Genomic DNA, 15,775 nt, shown 5'->3' on the forward strand with positions numbered 1-15,775 from the left:
GCGCAGGCGTCTACGTTTCACCACAACACTGACATCGCTCTGGCAAGGATGTTAGGATGGACCACGGATGATAATGACGGTAACAAGCATGTTAGACAATGTTTTAAGAATTGCCACACGCCAAAGCCCACTTGCACTCTGGCAGGCACACTATGTCAAAGACAAGTTGATGGCGAGCCATCCGGGCCTGGTCGTTGAACTGGTACCGATGGTGACGCGCGGCGATGTGATTCTTGATACGCCGCTGGCGAAAGTAGGCGGAAAAGGCTTATTTGTAAAAGAGCTGGAAGTCGCGCTCCTGGAGAATCGCGCCGATATCGCCGTACATTCAATGAAAGATGTGCCGGTTGAATTCCCGCAAGGTCTGGGGCTGGTCACCATTTGCGAGCGTGAAGATCCTCGCGATGCCTTTGTGTCCAATAACTATGACAGTCTGGATGCGTTACCGGCAGGCAGTATCGTCGGGACGTCCAGTTTACGTCGCCAGTGCCAACTGGCTGAACGCCGCCCGGATCTGATTATCCGCTCCCTGCGCGGCAACGTCGGCACTCGCCTGAGCAAACTGGATAACGGCGAATACGATGCCATCATTCTTGCCGTAGCCGGACTAAAACGTTTAGGTCTGGAGTCACGCATTCGCGCCGCGTTGCCACCCGAGATTTCTCTTCCGGCAGTAGGGCAAGGTGCGGTAGGTATTGAATGCCGCCTTGATGATACACGCACTCGCGAGCTGCTTGCCGCACTCAATCACCACGAAACTGCACTGCGCGTTACCGCCGAACGCGCCATGAATACCCGTCTCGAAGGCGGATGTCAGGTGCCAATTGGTAGCTACGCCGAGCTTATTGATGGCGAAATCTGGCTGCGTGCGTTGGTCGGCGCGCCGGACGGTTCGCAGATTATTCGCGGTGAACGCCGCGGTGCGCCGCAGGATGCCGAACAAATGGGGATTTCGCTGGCAGAGGAGCTACTGAATAACGGCGCACGCGAGATCCTCGCTGAAGTTTATAACGGAGACGCCCCGGCATGAGTATCCTGGTCACCCGCCCGTCTCCCGCTGGAGAAGAGTTAGTGAGCCGTCTGCGCACACTGGGGCAGGTGGCCTGGCATTTTCCGCTGATTGAGTTTTCCCCGGGTCGGCAATTACCACAACTTGCCGATCAACTGGCAGCGCTGGGTGAGAGCGATCTGCTGTTTGCCCTCTCGCAACACGCGGTTGCTTTTGCCCAATCACAGCTGCATCAGCAAGAGCGTAAATGGCCCCACCTACCCACTTATTTTGCCATTGGACGGACCACCGCACTGGCGCTACATACCGTAAGCGGACAGAAGATTCTCTACCCGCAGGATCGGGAAATCAGCGAAGTCTTGCTACAATTACCTGAATTACAAAATATTGCGGGCAAACGTGCGTTGATATTGCGTGGCAATGGCGGTCGTGAGCTGATTGGGGATACCCTGACGGCGCGCGGCGCTGAAGTCACTTTTTGTGAATGTTATCAACGATGCGCAATCCATTACGATGGTGCAGAAGAAGCGATGCGCTGGCAATCCCGCGAGGTAACGACAGTCGTTGTTACCAGCGGTGAAATGTTACAGCAACTCTGGTCGCTGATCCCACAATGGTATCGTGAGCACTGGTTACTACGCTGTCGACTTTTAGTCGTCAGTGAGCGTCTGGCGAAACTCGCCCGGGAACTGGGCTGGCAAGACATTAAGGTCGCCGATAACGCTGACAACGATGCGCTTTTACGGGCATTACAATAACTCTCATAACAGGAAGCCATAATGACGGAACAAGAAAAAACCTCCGCCGTGGTTGAAGAGACCAGGGAGGCCGTGGACACCACGTCACAACCTGTCGCAACAGAAAAAAAGAGCAAGAACAACACCGCATTGATTCTCAGCGCGGTGGCTATCGCTATTGCTCTGGCGGCGGGCGTCGGTTTGTATGGCTGGGGTAAACAACAGGCCGTCAATCAGACTGCCACCAGCGATGCCCTGGCTAACCAACTTACGGCACTGCAAAAAGCCCAGGAGAGCCAAAAAGCCGAGCTGGAAGGCATTATCAAGCAACAAGCTGTACAGCTTGAGCAAGCGAATCGTCAGCAAGAAACGCTGGCAAAACAGCTGGATGAAGTCCAACAAAAGGTCGCGACTATTTCCGGCAGCGATGCTAAAACCTGGCTGCTGGCTCAGGCTGATTTCCTGGTGAAACTCGCCGGAAGGAAGCTGTGGAGCGATCAGGACGTCACGACCGCTGCAGCGTTGCTGAAAAGTGCAGATGCCAGCCTGGCGGATATGAATGACCCGAGTCTGATTACCGTTCGTCGGGCAATTACCGATGATATCGCCAGCCTTTCTGCGGTATCGCAGGTGGATTATGACGGCATCATCCTTAAGCTGAACCAGCTTTCTAATCAGGTAGATAACCTGCGTCTGGCCGATAATGACAGCGATGGTTCACCAATGGATTCCGACGGTGAAGAACTTTCCAGTTCCCTCAGCGAATGGCGTATCAATCTACAAAAAAGCTGGCAGAACTTTATGGACAACTTCATTACGATTCGCCGTCGTGATGACACCGCCGTACCACTGTTAGCACCGAATCAGGATATCTATCTGCGCGAAAATATTCGCTCCCGCCTGCTGGTCGCGGCACAAGCCGTACCGCGTCATCAGGAAGAGACTTACCGCCAGGCGCTGGAGAATGTCTCCACCTGGGTACGTGCTTACTACGATACTGATGATGCCACCACCAAAGCGTTCCTCGACGAGGTGGACCAGTTAAGTCAGCAAAATATCTCGATGGATCTCCCGGAAACCCTGCAAAGCCAGGCGATGCTGGAAAAACTGATGCAGACCCGCGTGCGTAACCTGCTGGCACAACCGGCAGCAGGGACAACGGAAGCTAAACCTGCACCTGCACCTGCACCTGCACCTGCACCTGCACCTGCACCTGCACCTGCACCTGCACCGCAAGCTGATACTCCGGCAGCCGCGCCGCAAGGAGAATAACCATGCTAAAAGTGTTATTGCTCTTTGTGTTGCTGATTGCGGGGATCGTGGTCGGCCCGATGATTGCCGGTCATCAGGGTTACGTGCTGATCCAGACCGATACCTACAATATCGAAACCAGCGTCACGGGCCTGGCGATCATTTTGATTCTGGCGATGGTAGTGCTGTTTGCCATTGAGTGGCTACTGCGGCGGATCTTCCGCACAGGCGCGCACACCCGTGGGTGGTTTGTCGGACGTAAGCGTCGCCGTGCACGTAAGCAGACCGAACAGGCGCTGCTGAAACTGGCGGAAGGCGATTATCAGCAAGTTGAAAAGCTGATGGCGAAAAATGCCGATCACGCGGAACAACCGGTGGTGAACTATCTACTGGCTGCCGAAGCCGCGCAACAACGTGGTGATGAAGCACGCGCCAACCAACATCTGGAACGCGCAGCGGAGCTGGCCGGCAACGACACAATTCCGGTAGAAATCACCCGTGTACGTCTGCAACTGGCCCGTAATGAAAACCATGCAGCACGTCACGGCGTTGATAAGCTGCTGGAAGTTACGCCACGCCATCCGGAAGTATTACGTCTGGCGGAACAGGCGTATATCCGCACTGGTGCATGGAGTTCGCTGCTGGATATCATCCCATCAATGGCAAAAGCCCACGTTGGCGATGAAGAGCATCGTGCAATGCTGGAACAACAGGCATGGATTGGCCTGATGGATCAGGCGCGTGCCGATAACGGTAGCGAAGGTTTGCGTAACTGGTGGAAAAACCAAAGCCGGAAAACGCGTCATCAGGTGGCGTTACAGGTGGCAATGGCGGAACATCTTATTGAATGTGACGATCATGATACTGCCCAGCAAATTATCATCGACGGCCTGAAACGCCAGTATGACGATCGCCTGCTGCTGCCGATCCCGCGTCTGAAAACCAATAACCCGGAACAGCTGGAAAAAGTGCTGCGCCAACAGATCAAAAACGTGGGCGATCGCCCGTTGTTGTGGAGCACACTGGGTCAGTCGCTGATGAAGCACGGCGAATGGCAGGAAGCATCGCTCGCCTTCCGCGCGGCGCTGAAACAACGTCCGGACGCCTACGATTACGCATGGCTTGCCGACGCGCTGGACAGACTGCACAAGCCGGAAGAAGCCGCAGCGATGCGTCGCGATGGCTTGATGCTGACGTTGCAGAACAACCCGCCACAGTAGTTCTTTCTCACCCGGAGGCAAGCACCTCCGAGACCTTTCTGATACATAAAAAAACGCCTGCTCTTATTACGGAGCAGGCGTTAAAACAGGTCTGTATGACAACAAGTGGGTGCTTCACTCAACGTTGTGTCCATGGTGTCTGATGAGGCATAAGCGACATCTGTCAGTGGACGATAAGCACCGTAAACGGCTCTGCGTCATTCCGGAGTTTATGAGGCACTAAGGCGAACATAAGAGATGGAATGAGCATCTACTCGTTTATTATGCCACAGAGAACCGGGAAATAACATCCCTTAACACTTGTTATGAGATAATTCTGTAATCCTCTTTGCTTCCTGAGTAATAACTTCCTGAGTGAATATTTCTCCTGCGCACGATTCTACACATATATATAATGAATAATAAAAGTCATTCAATTAATAACATATATATTAATTGCCGTTAAAACTAAAAACAGCATCAATAATCAACGCGATATAACATCACCGCCTTACATATCACCTGCGCCAGAGGTAGGATTGAAAACGCTCTCCTGATTTTCCAATTCATTATCTGGATAAATAAATAATTTATTTTCATCACTATTATTTATGCAATCATCCTGTCAGGGAGAGGGATCTCAATTATCAATGCTTAATTACGTCAACATTTTGACGACATGAAACCGGAGCATTTTGCATGGAATTTTCGTTTTCACCCAAACTTCTTGTTGTGGCTGTCGCCGCCGCTCTTCCACTCATGGCCAGCGCAGCAGATACCCCGTCAACCGCCACCGCACGCAAAGGCTTTGCCGGATACGATCACCCAAACCAGTATCTGGTTAAACCGGCGACCACTATTGCCGACAACATGATGCCGGTGATGCAGCATCCTGCACAAGACAAAGAAACCCAGCAGAAGCTGGCAGAACTTGAGAAAAAAACCGGTAAGAAACCGAACGTGGTTGTTTTCTTGCTGGATGATGTGGGCTGGATGGATGTTGGCTTTAACGGCGGTGGCGTGGCGGTGGGTAACCCTACACCAGATATCGACGCCGTTGCCAGCCAGGGGCTGATTTTAACTTCGGCGTATTCTCAACCGAGTTCTTCCCCAACCCGCGCCACGATTCTTACCGGACAATACTCCATCCACCACGGCATTCTGATGCCGCCAATGTACGGGCAACCGGGCGGTCTGCAAGGGTTAACCACTCTGCCGCAGTTGCTGCACGATCAGGGCTACGTCACCCAGGCCATCGGGAAATGGCATATGGGGGAAAACAAAGAGTCGCAGCCGCAGAACGTTGGCTTTGATGATTTCCGCGGCTTTAACTCGGTATCCGATATGTATACCGAATGGCGTGATGTTCATGTCAACCCGGAAGTCGCCCTGAGCCCGGATCGTTCTGAATACATCCAAAAACTGCCATTCAGCAAAGATGACGTTCATGCCGTGCGCGGCGGTGAACAGGAAGCCATTGCCGACATTACGCCGAAATATATGGAAGACCTGGATCAACGCTGGATGGAATATGGCGTTAAGTTCCTCGACAAGATGGCGAAGAGCGATAAGCCTTTCTTCCTCTACTACGGCACTCGCGGCTGTCACTTCGATAACTACCCAAATGCGAAATATGCGGGTAGCTCTCCGGCGCGCACCTCTTACGGCGACTGCATGGTGGAGATGAACGATATCTTCGCCAATCTGTATAAAGCACTGGAGAAAAACGGTCAGCTTGATAACACGCTGATTGTCTTTACCTCCGATAACGGACCAGAAGCCGAAGTACCGCCGCACGGACGCACACCGTTCCGTGGTGCGAAAGGTTCTACATGGGAAGGCGGCGTTCGTGTGCCAACCTTCGTTTACTGGAAAGGCATGATCCAACCGCGTAAATCTGACGGCATTGTCGATCTGGCGGATCTCTTCCCTACGGCACTGGATCTGGCGGGGCATCCTGGGGCGAAAGTAGCGGATTTAGTACCGAAAACCACCTTTATCGATGGTGTGGACCAGACATCTTTCTTCCTGGGAACAAATGGTCAGTCTAACCGTAAGGCCGAGCACTACTTCCTCAACGGCAAACTTTCTGCTGTGCGTATGGATGAGTTTAAATATCACGTACTAATCCAACAGCCATACGCTTATACCCAGAGCGGATATCAGGGTGGATTCACCGGCACGGTAATGCAAACGGCGGGATCGTCGGTGTTTAACCTGTACACCGATCCGCAGGAAAGCGACTCTATCGGCGTGCGCCATATCCCAATGGGTGTACCGCTACAGACCGAAATGCACGCGTATATGGAGATCCTGAAAAAATATCCGCCGCGCGCGCAGATTAAATCTGATTAAGCCGGCGCTATCGCTACATCGGGCCACACTGACCTTGCCGGATGCGGCGTGAACGCCTTATCCGGCCTACAAGCCTTGCAAATTCAATAAATTGCAGCGTCCTGTAGGCCGGATAAGATGCGCCTGCATCGCATCCAGTAAACAACCGCAGGCGGCCACAAAATGGCCGCTTTTTTACTTACTCACCACCAGCAAATGTGCCTGCATAATGTCGCTGGCCGGGCGACCGTGCGCCAGCAAATCAGCCATTGCTTTAAGATATGGCGGTAGATAGCGGAAATAACGCTGATATCCGGCACACAAATAATTCAGCCCCGGTTTACCGCTAGCATCGAGCATGAAGCGGTGTTTCGGGCAGCCTCCCCAGCACGCTTTTAACACGTTACAACTGCGACACTGCGCCGGTAATTGCTTAAATTTATCTTCACCAAACACCTGCTGTTGCGGGGAATCGATCATTTCTGCAATTGTTTGCTGATGCATATTCCCCAGTCGATATTGCGGATAAACATAGTGATCGCAGGCGTAAACGTCGCCGTTGTGTTCGACAATCACCGAGCGTCCACAGGTCGGCTGATGATGGCAAACCGCACCCGGCGCACCGACAAAATTGGCAAACGCCCATTCGATATTCATCACGAAAATCTTGCCGACGTCACGTTTGATCCAGTGGTCAAAAATTGCCACCAGAAACTCACCGAACTCATCGGGGCGCACCGACCATTCTGTCAGCTCACCCTGAATATCGCCAGGCGCATGTAATTTCAGTCCATGGCGGGCGGCTGTTTCATCAGCCAGGCGCTCCACCACCGGAATAAACTGGATAAACTCCACGCCTGCATTGCACAAAAAATCATAAACCTGTAACGGTTGCTGCGCGCTGGTGCGGTTGACACAGACCAGCACGTTATAGTCGACATGATGTTTTTGCAGGAGCGTCAGGGCACGCATCACCAGCTTATGCGTGGGTCTGCCACCTTTGGTCACGCGATATTGATTGTGGATCTCAGCCGGACCGTCCAGCGATAACCCAACAAGAAAATGATTTTCTGCCAGAAATGCACACCATTCATCATCGAGCAGCACACCGTTAGTCTGAAAGCTGTTACTTACCTTCCTACCAGCACCATATTTCGCCTGTAGCGCCACGGCACGGCGGTAAAAATCCAGCCCGAGTAACGTTGGTTCGCCGCCCTGCCAGGTAAAAGCCACTTCGTTTTGGGGTTCGCTGGCAGCGATATAGTGACGGACATACGCTTCCAGCGTGTCATCGTCCATATGCGCAACTGGCTTTTCGCGGTAAAGGGATTGTTTTTCGAGATAAAAACAGTAGTCACAGTTCAGATTACAATCGGAACCGCTTGGTTTCGCCATCACATGAAAAGCACGCGTTGGAACCTGTTGCAGCATGGTCGCTCCTTGCCTGAAGTCATCCTTCAATACGTTAAGGGCGAAATCATACCGTGGCGCAATGCGTTATTACGGGCGTTTCTTGCGAAGGGAGAGTGATGAAATGCACAGAAAACAAAAAACCCCGCCGAAGCGGGGTTCAAAATTGGTCGGCGAGAGAGGATTCGAACCTCCGACCCACTGGTCCCAAACCAGTTGCGCTACCAAGCTGCGCTACTCGCCGAAATACTGCTTTTTGAATTTTTAGTTCAATTCTTTAAAGTCGTGGTGCGAGGGGGGGGACTTGAACCCCCACGTCCGTAAGGACACTAACACCTGAAGCTAGCGCGTCTACCAATTCCGCCACCTTCGCATTGTCACAACTTCTAATAATGGGGTGGCTAATGGGATTCGAACCCACGACAACTGGAATCACAATCCAGGGCTCTACCAACTGAGCTATAGCCACCACTACAAATCTTGTTACGCGGTATTACTACCACCGCAGCTCAAGCGCCGGGACTAAATGGCGCGCCCGACAGGATTCGAACCTGAGACCTCTGCCTCCGGAGGGCAGCGCTCTATCCAGCTGAGCTACGGGCGCTTAGCGCCGTTGCGGGGGTGGATAATACGGACTTCCCACCCCTCTGTCTAGTCCCTTTTTAAATAAATTGCGCGTTTGGTTACGGTTTGTGCGTTTTGCTGCTTATTCCTCCAGTTTATGCGCTTTACCGTGGCGATTAAGCCCAAAAACTTTATAAATTGCCGTCACCGCCAGCATAAAGATGATGCCGACAAACAGCGACATACGCGTATCTTCATTAAAGTACATGCCGATCAAAACGCAAATCAGGAATGCCATTGTTACGTAGTTGGCCCACGGGAACAGGATTGAGCGGAACGGATGGCTGGCAATCGCCGCTTTGTGCGCTCGACGAAAACGCAACTGGCTAATCAAAATCACAAACCATGGCACCATCCCCGGAAGCACGCTGGCACTGTAGACATAGACAAACACACGCTGTGGATTGGGAATGATGTAGTTCAGGCATGAGCCAATTAACAGAATAGCAATTGATACCGCCACGCCTGCAACCGGAACACCTTGACGGGAAACTTTCGCCATTGCCGCCGGTAACTGACGGTTTTTCGCCAGTGCGTAGAGCATACGTCCACAACTGTACATGCCGCTGTTACAGCCAGAGAGCGCAGCCGTCAGTACCACAAAGTTGATAATACCCGCCGCTGCGGTAATGCCGATTTTGGCGAAAGTCAGTACGAACGGGCTGCCGTTGCTGCCAATGTCATTCCACGGGAAGATGGTGACAATAACGAAAATCGCACCTACGTAGAAAATCAGGATTCGCCACAGCACTTTGCCAACGGCACTGCGCAGTGTCACCTGCGGATTCTTCGCTTCACCGGCCGTAATGCCAATCAGCTCCACGCCCTGGTAAGACGCCACCACGATACACAATGCGGTCAGGAACCCTTTCCAGCCACCCGCAAAGAAACCGCCATGCTCTGTGAGATTGCTAAAACCAATCGACTGCCCGCCATTGCCAAAGCCAAAGAAAATCACGCCCAGGCCAATGACAATCATCACTATAATCGTGGTGACTTTGATCATCGCGAACCAGAATTCGATTTCACCGTACAACCGCACCGCCGCCAGATTCGCCAGTGCCACCAGCGCCACCGCGATCAATGCCGGTATCCATTGCGCCATCTCCGGGAACCAGAACTGGACATAAACGCCAATGGCGGTGATTTCTGAGATCCCCACCGCCATCCACATAAACCAATAAGACCAGGCGGTGAGATAGCCAAAGAACGGGCTCATATAACGGTGCGCGTAAACGGCGAACGAACCGGTAACCGGTTCGAGGAACAACATTTCGCCCATTGAACGCATGATGAAAAAGACGAACAGCCCGGCGATGATATAGGCCAACAATACGGATGGCCCGGCCCATTTCAGGGTACTGGCGGCCCCCATAAACAGGCCGACGCCAATGGTGCCCCCCAGGGCGATGAGTTCGATATGTCGAGCTTCCAGCCCACGCTGTAGCTCTGGTTTGTTATCTGCCATAAATCCTCGTGTTGTGTTTGCATGCTTTCCGGTGTTACCGGTTATCGTTATGGGTACATCGAGTGTTGCGAATGTTTTCGTAATTCAGGAGAAATGGCAAATAAAGCATTAAAAATTTGAATGATTTGTGTAATAAAAAGACAGGCAGGCGACGAAGTGACCACTCCGTCGCTTTACAGAGAGAGGAAAATCAGAGGTTGCCGGTGTAATGCCAGCGTAAATAACGCAGCAAACGAAGCTGACGCTTAATGCGGCTCGGCTGCGAAAGCAGGCGGTAGAGCCACTCCAGCCCCAGCTTTTGCCAGATTTTCGGTGCGCGTTTCACGTGACCGGTGAAAACATCGTAAGTCCCGCCAACGCCCATATACAGCGCATCCGGATGCACCAGACGGCAGTCACGCATGAAGATCTCCTGCTTTGGCGATCCCATCGCGACGGTGACGATTTGCGCTCCGCTGGCATGAATGCGTTCAAACAGAGCCTGACGCTGCTCGGGTTTAAAATAACCATCCTGACTGCCAACGATATTCACATTCCACTGATTGCGCAGTTTAGCTTCAGTTTGCGCCAGCACTTCAGGTTTACCGCCCACAAGAAATACCGGCGTCCCTTCTTTGCCTGCGCGCGCCATCAGCTCTTCCCAGAGATCGGCCCCGGCAACGCGGGAAACCTGCGCCTGCGGGTACTTTTTACGTACTGAACGTACAACGCTGATGCCATCAGCATATTTAAATTCGGCAGCGTTAATTAACTCCCTGACCTCGGCGTTATCTTCAATGGTCAGCATTTTTTCGGCATTAATGGCAACCAGCGTTCCCTGCTTAAGCTGCCCGTCAGCAAACAGATAATCGAGGGCGTGCTGCATATCACGCCAACCAATCAACTGTAAGCCACGCAGCGTATAGGTCGGTGCTGTGGTGTTGTTATTCATTGTTATCCTTCAACCTGCGTCCGGAGCGATGATTTTGTACGTTTATGAATGAGTCCGGCGCTTTCAAAAAGCCAGTACAACAGTTTTGCGATCATCAGACATGCGCCGAAGACCACGATAAAAAAGACTACGCGTGAGACAAACGAATCCAGCCCTTCACGCGCCAGCACGATCATATTGAAGATCGCCCCGAAGCAGAAACTGTGCAATATCGCAGCCTTATAGCGATTAGTTTCGCGATTGCCCAGTTCATACAGCCAGTCGAACCATTTGATGATCAGTCCAACCACAATCGCCCCGAGCGGGATGAACAACGCGCCGCCCATAACAACCAGTGAGCCTATAAGCGTAGGCGAGATCGCCAGCCCGGAGTGGTTATTCAGCACTTCCCAGGTAAAGTAGTTGGCGGAGTTCAGTACCATACTCGGGCGACCCGGCCACAGCCAGGAAGGGATAAAGACATAGAAATCGCGGACAATGGGAGCCAGGCCCTGGAAGTCGATGTTGTCGTAGTTCTGCAACAGCAATGCCAGATTCTCCCACGGCGAAAAGGTATCGCGGGTGAGATAGAGAAACGTATAGAACGCTTCATCGCCGCTCACATTCATTCCATAGCGTTTTAGCGCCAGCCAGAACATGCCCACAATCCCCAGCACGCCCGCCGCCGCCAGCATCCACAACGAAATCCAGCCGCGAATAATGCCAATAAACAGGAAGATAGCGAATGCGATGATGATATTGGCGCGAGTGCCGCCGACAATCATATAAGTCAGCAAGCCAAAGGCGACCGTGCTGACGAGGAAAAACAGCCACGCTTTGCTGTCCTGGCGCAGAAAGTAGACCACCAGCATCGCCGGGATGAAAAAGTAAAAGAAACGTTTTAACGCCACGCCGGAGACTTCACTGGAGAAGATCTGACTGTAGGAGTTAAGACGGAACAGCAAAAAACCGTTGTGCATGAAGAAGATGCCGACGCTTACCAACGCAATGCCCATCAGGATCACCCACGTGAGATTGGTCTCCACGCGGTTCATGGTAAACAGCGGACGGCGCGGTACATCAGCAACGCGTTTGCGTAGGCGGGTTTTGTAGGTGACATAGTAAACCGCGTAGAAGCAGCCCGCAGAAAGCAACGCCTGCAACAAGATTTCTGGCGGCGCAACACCAACATCAAAGCGAAATACCAGCACGCTGGTCAGCGGGAAGCCGAAGAAAAAGGTGAGCAAAAACAGCAATGAAAAGAAGACATTGAAGTTAAAGCGCACACGGCGAAACTCAAACCAGGTCAGCGTGGCAATAAACAGCGTGCAGAGCAACCAGACAACAAACAGGCCACTGAATTGCAGCAGACTCATGCGACCTCCCCGGCGGCAATCGCCAACGCCCGCTGCCAGCCTTGTAGATAGTTAGGGCTAAAGAAGGCAATGGTGTTTTTATCCACCGACGCCAACTGGCGCTGTGCTTCACGCACAATATCCTCGTTGAGATCGTCGGTAGTAAACAGCACCGGCAAATGCTGTTCCGTCATATCCTGCCAGAACGGATTTTCCCGGTTAAGCACACAAGGAATACCCGCCTGAATCAGTAAGCACAGCGTACCAATGCCCTGCTGGCGGGCAAAAATAAAGTAACCGAGATCGCACTGACGAAGTAGCGCCAGATAGGCATCAAATTCCAGTTTTTCGCTCAGAACTTGCAGATTTTCTTCGCTGAATAACGCCAGCCCCGCCAGGCGAACTTCATTGATATATGCATCGTTATTGGGTGGATATCCCATCGGCACCACGACTTTTACCGTATCGCCAAATTGCTGATGAACGGCGCGTAAGGCGGCGACATGCTCATTGCTGCGGTCACCGGAGTTCCCCACCAGAATGGTCATTTTCCCTTCACGTTGGCGATCGTTCGCCATCGTATTGAGAGAAGGGTCCATCCGCGTCGGGAAGTACAGCAGTTCGCCCCGCACCTTTGGATGCGTTTTGGCAAAAAAACTCAAATCACCGCGGGTGGCAAATACACAGCCGACTCGCTTTTGCGCCAGGCGACGCAACGGGTAAAAAAGCTTATATCTCAAGCCACTGGAAAGCTCATACAGGTCTGCCCCCCAGATATGCCAGAAAAACTGGCTGGGCTTAATGCCACCACTCAGCAGAGCCAGCCACAGTTTGGGATTGAACTGACCGTGGAAAAAAAATCGCTGCTGACGGTTAGCTTTTGCTTTCGCGATGACCGCTTCCGCCAGCGATTTTTTCCCAGGGAAAAATTGCACAGAAAGCGCCGGACAGCTATCACTTAAGCCGTCGTCCTTGCCAACAACCATAAACTCGCGCGCGTGCTCGCTCGTCGCGACCAGCGCGTCGTTGAAAAACCGCAGAACGGTTCGGTTATGGTGAGGGATATCCGATCCCAGTACGTGAATCAGTACAGTCATGCCCGCCTACGCCAGAGTAAAAACACGCCACAACAAAGAGAAAAATAGACGATATAGGTTGCCATATAGGCCTGCGCCGCGCCCAGTGCACCATGCGCAGGGATTAGCCAGTGGGCAAATACCATCAATAAAGTGAACTGGCTGACTTCCGCCAGAATATAAAACCGCAGTGACGCTTTGGCGATCACCAGATAACCAAAGACATAAGCGCCCACTTTTAACACATCACCCACTAACTGCCAGGCAAAGAGATCGCGCATAGCGGTAAATTTATTCGACAACAGCAGCCAGATAGCAAAATCACGCAGCAACCAGACGGTAAAACTCGCCGCCGCCACTGCCGGTAAGACGAATTTCAGCGATTTAACCACTTCCCGGGTGATATCGCGCTTTTCCGTTAGCCGCGACAACGTGGGCAGTAAATATACGCTGAACGATGCCGTAATAAATTGCAGGTAGGCATCGGAAATACTGCTCACCCCTTGCCAGATACCCACTTCATCCCAGCTATACTGCGCCGCCAACAGTTTACGCATCATGATGTACGCAACGGGCAAGGTCACCGACGTAATCAACGCCATGAGCGTAAATTTGCTCAACTGCCCTGCCAGGCCGTTATCCCAGCTGGGTTTCAGATAGCTTAACGGGATAGCACCACGTTTGATCAACATGATGACGGCAGGAATCACCACCAACGCGGGAATCAGCGCCAGCCCCAGCAATGCCCCTTCATAACCGCCCAAACGGTAACTGACATAATAAGCAATTACGCCAATCAGGCTGCCGACAATCAGCGATAACGCATTACCAGCGGCATCGCGAAAGCCTTTCATCAACGCCAGTAACAGGTTGCCCCAGGCGATCCCCATTTGCACCAACGCCACTAAACGCACCAGCCCCTGATAGTCGGTATTACCAAACAATCCCTGGCTAATTGGCGCTGCCGCCAGCACAAAAACCAGCGCCATCAGCGTAGAGAAGCCAAGCACCATCGCTGATGAAGTGCCGACCACGCGGCGCAGCTGCTGCGGATTATCATGGTACTGGGCAACGTATTTGGTTACGCCGTTAAAGATGCCTGCCCCAGCAAGCACGCCGAGCACGGTAATTAACTGGCGGAAATTTGCCGCCAGCCCAAGCCCCGCCGGACCAAATGACACCGCCAGCAACTTACCGACCAGTAACCCTGCACCAATCTTGACCAGTGTACTGGCCGCCGTCCATAAGGACGCTTTTGCCAACGACATATCAGGAGAAGTAATTCAACAAGGTCGCAATTACCGTACGCTGATTGACGGGCGACAGGTTGTAGAACAGCGGCAGGCGCAGCAGGCGCTCGCTCTCTTTGGTGGTGTAGCGATCTTCACCGTAGAACTCACCAAAGCGTTCCCCCGCAGGGCAACCGTGCAGCGGAATGTAATGGAACACCGCCATGATTTCCGCTTCTTTCAGAAAGTTAATCAACGCGCTCCGGTCATCAATATCCCGCAGTTTAATGTAGAACATATGCGCGTTCTGCACGCAGCCATCGGGAATCGACGGCAGCTCGATACGCCCGGCTTTCGCCAGAGGTGCTAACGCATCGTAGTAGTTTTGCCACAGCGCCAGACGTTGCTGATTGATACGATCCGCTGCTTCCAGTTGCGCCCACAGGTACGCAGCTTGCAGATCGGACATCAAATAGCTGGAGCCAATATCGCGCCAGGTATATTTATCGACCTGACCACGGAAGAACTGGCTGCGGTTTGTGCCTTTTTCACGGATGATCTCGGCTCGTTCGATTAACGCTTTATCGTTAATCAGCGTCGCGCCGCCTTCACCGCCCGCCGTGTAGTTTTTGGTTTCATGGAAGCTAAAGCAGCCAATATGACCAATGGTTCCCAGCGCACGCCCTTTATAAGTGGACATCACGCCCTGAGCGGCATCTTCCACCACAAACAGATTATGCTTTTTCGCCAACGCCATAATGGTGTCCATTTCACAGGCCACGCCTGCGTAATGCACCGGCACGATAACGCGCGTTTTGTCAGTGATCGCCGCTTCAATCAGCGTTTCGTCGATGTTCATGGTGTCCGGGCGAACATCCACAAAGACGATTTTCGCGCCACGCAGCACAAAGGCATTGGCGGTGGAGACAAAGGTGTAGCTCGGCATGATCACTTCATCGCCAGGCTGGATATCGAGCAGCAGCGCCGCCATCTCCAGAGAAGCGGTGCAGGACGGCGTCAGTAACACTTTGGCGCTGCCAAAACGTTGCTCCAGCCACTGCTGGCAGCGACGGGTAAAACCGCCATCGCCACACAGTTTGCCGCTACCCATTGCCGACTGCATATAGTCGAGTTCGGTTCCCACCACCGGCGGTGCGTTAAATGGAATCATGT

12 protein-coding genes and 4 tRNA genes are annotated in these 15,775 nt (G+C 52.7%); 5 read left to right on the forward strand and 11 right to left on the reverse strand.

What is annotated here, in order from left to right:
- Positions 1-88: 88 nt before the first annotated feature.
- From hemC to aslA, 5 genes are all read left to right on the forward strand, one after another.
- The gene (gene hemC, locus AABJ99_RS23260) at positions 89-1,030 is read left to right on the forward strand and encodes a hydroxymethylbilane synthase (RefSeq protein WP_001303155.1); all 942 of its coding nucleotides are present in this window, start codon (positions 89-91) and stop codon (positions 1,028-1,030) included.
- Positions 1,027-1,767 carry a uroporphyrinogen-III synthase gene (hemD, locus tag AABJ99_RS23265; protein ID WP_000026079.1) on the forward strand — a complete coding sequence of 247 codons (741 nt, stop codon included), beginning with the start codon at positions 1,027-1,029 and terminating at the stop codon, positions 1,765-1,767. Before hemC ends, hemD begins: the two co-directional genes overlap by 4 nt.
- A 21-nt stretch (positions 1,768-1,788) precedes the next feature.
- Positions 1,789-3,018 (forward strand): uroporphyrinogen-III C-methyltransferase, encoded by a 1,230-nt coding sequence (gene hemX, locus AABJ99_RS23270; RefSeq protein ID WP_074500962.1) that lies wholly within the window; start codon positions 1,789-1,791, stop codon positions 3,016-3,018.
- 2 nt (positions 3,019-3,020) lie between these two features.
- Positions 3,021-4,217: a protoheme IX biogenesis protein HemY gene (hemY, locus tag AABJ99_RS23275; RefSeq protein WP_000921814.1), complete on the forward strand. Its 1,197-nt coding sequence runs from the start codon at positions 3,021-3,023 to the stop codon at positions 4,215-4,217.
- Between the two features lie 678 nt (positions 4,218-4,895).
- On the forward strand, positions 4,896-6,551 hold the full coding sequence (gene aslA, locus AABJ99_RS23280; RefSeq protein ID WP_032185554.1) for an arylsulfatase AslA: 1,656 nt from the start codon (positions 4,896-4,898) through the stop codon (positions 6,549-6,551).
- Positions 6,552-6,725: 174 nt separating this feature from the next.
- Here aslA and aslB read toward each other — a convergent pair whose 3' ends face one another.
- The 11 genes from aslB to rffA all read right to left on the reverse strand — a co-directional run bounded on the left by aslB (position 6,726) and on the right by rffA (position 15,773).
- On the reverse strand, positions 6,726-7,961 hold the full coding sequence (gene aslB, locus AABJ99_RS23285) for an anaerobic sulfatase maturase (protein WP_039020285.1): 1,236 nt from the start codon (positions 7,959-7,961) through the stop codon (positions 6,726-6,728).
- 146 nt (positions 7,962-8,107) lie between these two features.
- Positions 8,108-8,184, reverse strand: a tRNA-Pro gene (locus AABJ99_RS23290).
- Between the two features lie 42 nt (positions 8,185-8,226).
- A tRNA-Leu gene (locus tag AABJ99_RS23295) sits at positions 8,227-8,313 on the reverse strand.
- A 20-nt stretch (positions 8,314-8,333) separates the two neighbouring features.
- Positions 8,334-8,409: transfer RNA gene (locus AABJ99_RS23300), tRNA-His, on the reverse strand.
- Positions 8,410-8,467: 58 nt separating this feature from the next.
- Positions 8,468-8,544 (reverse strand) — tRNA-Arg (locus AABJ99_RS23305).
- Between the two features lie 102 nt (positions 8,545-8,646).
- Positions 8,647-10,032, reverse strand: coding sequence for a bifunctional threonine/serine APC transporter ThrP (gene thrP, locus AABJ99_RS23310; protein WP_039020284.1), 1,386 nt, complete (start codon positions 10,030-10,032; stop codon positions 8,647-8,649).
- Between the two features lie 190 nt (positions 10,033-10,222).
- Positions 10,223-10,963, reverse strand: a complete 741-nt coding sequence (gene wecG / locus AABJ99_RS23315) for a lipopolysaccharide N-acetylmannosaminouronosyltransferase (protein WP_039020283.1) — start codon at positions 10,961-10,963, stop codon at positions 10,223-10,225.
- Between the two features lie 2 nt (positions 10,964-10,965).
- Positions 10,966-12,318: an ECA oligosaccharide polymerase gene (gene wzyE, locus AABJ99_RS23320; RefSeq protein WP_000055132.1), complete on the reverse strand. Its 1,353-nt coding sequence runs from the start codon at positions 12,316-12,318 to the stop codon at positions 10,966-10,968.
- Positions 12,315-13,394, reverse strand: a complete 1,080-nt coding sequence (rffT, locus tag AABJ99_RS23325; RefSeq protein WP_039020282.1) for a TDP-N-acetylfucosamine:lipid II N-acetylfucosaminyltransferase — start codon at positions 13,392-13,394, stop codon at positions 12,315-12,317. The genes wzyE and rffT overlap by 4 nt, the downstream gene beginning before the upstream one ends.
- Positions 13,391-14,641 carry a lipid III flippase WzxE gene (wzxE, locus tag AABJ99_RS23330; RefSeq protein WP_039020281.1) on the reverse strand — a complete coding sequence of 417 codons (1,251 nt, stop codon included), beginning with the start codon at positions 14,639-14,641 and terminating at the stop codon, positions 13,391-13,393. Before wzxE ends, rffT begins: the two co-directional genes overlap by 4 nt.
- Before the next feature lies 1 nt (position 14,642).
- Positions 14,643-15,773 carry a dTDP-4-amino-4,6-dideoxygalactose transaminase gene (rffA, locus tag AABJ99_RS23335; protein WP_338387464.1) on the reverse strand — a complete coding sequence of 377 codons (1,131 nt, stop codon included), beginning with the start codon at positions 15,771-15,773 and terminating at the stop codon, positions 14,643-14,645.
- Positions 15,774-15,775: the final 2 nt, after the last annotated feature.

Source organism: Escherichia coli (assembly GCF_036503815.1).
Classification (GTDB): domain Bacteria; phylum Pseudomonadota; class Gammaproteobacteria; order Enterobacterales; family Enterobacteriaceae; genus Escherichia; species Escherichia coli_F.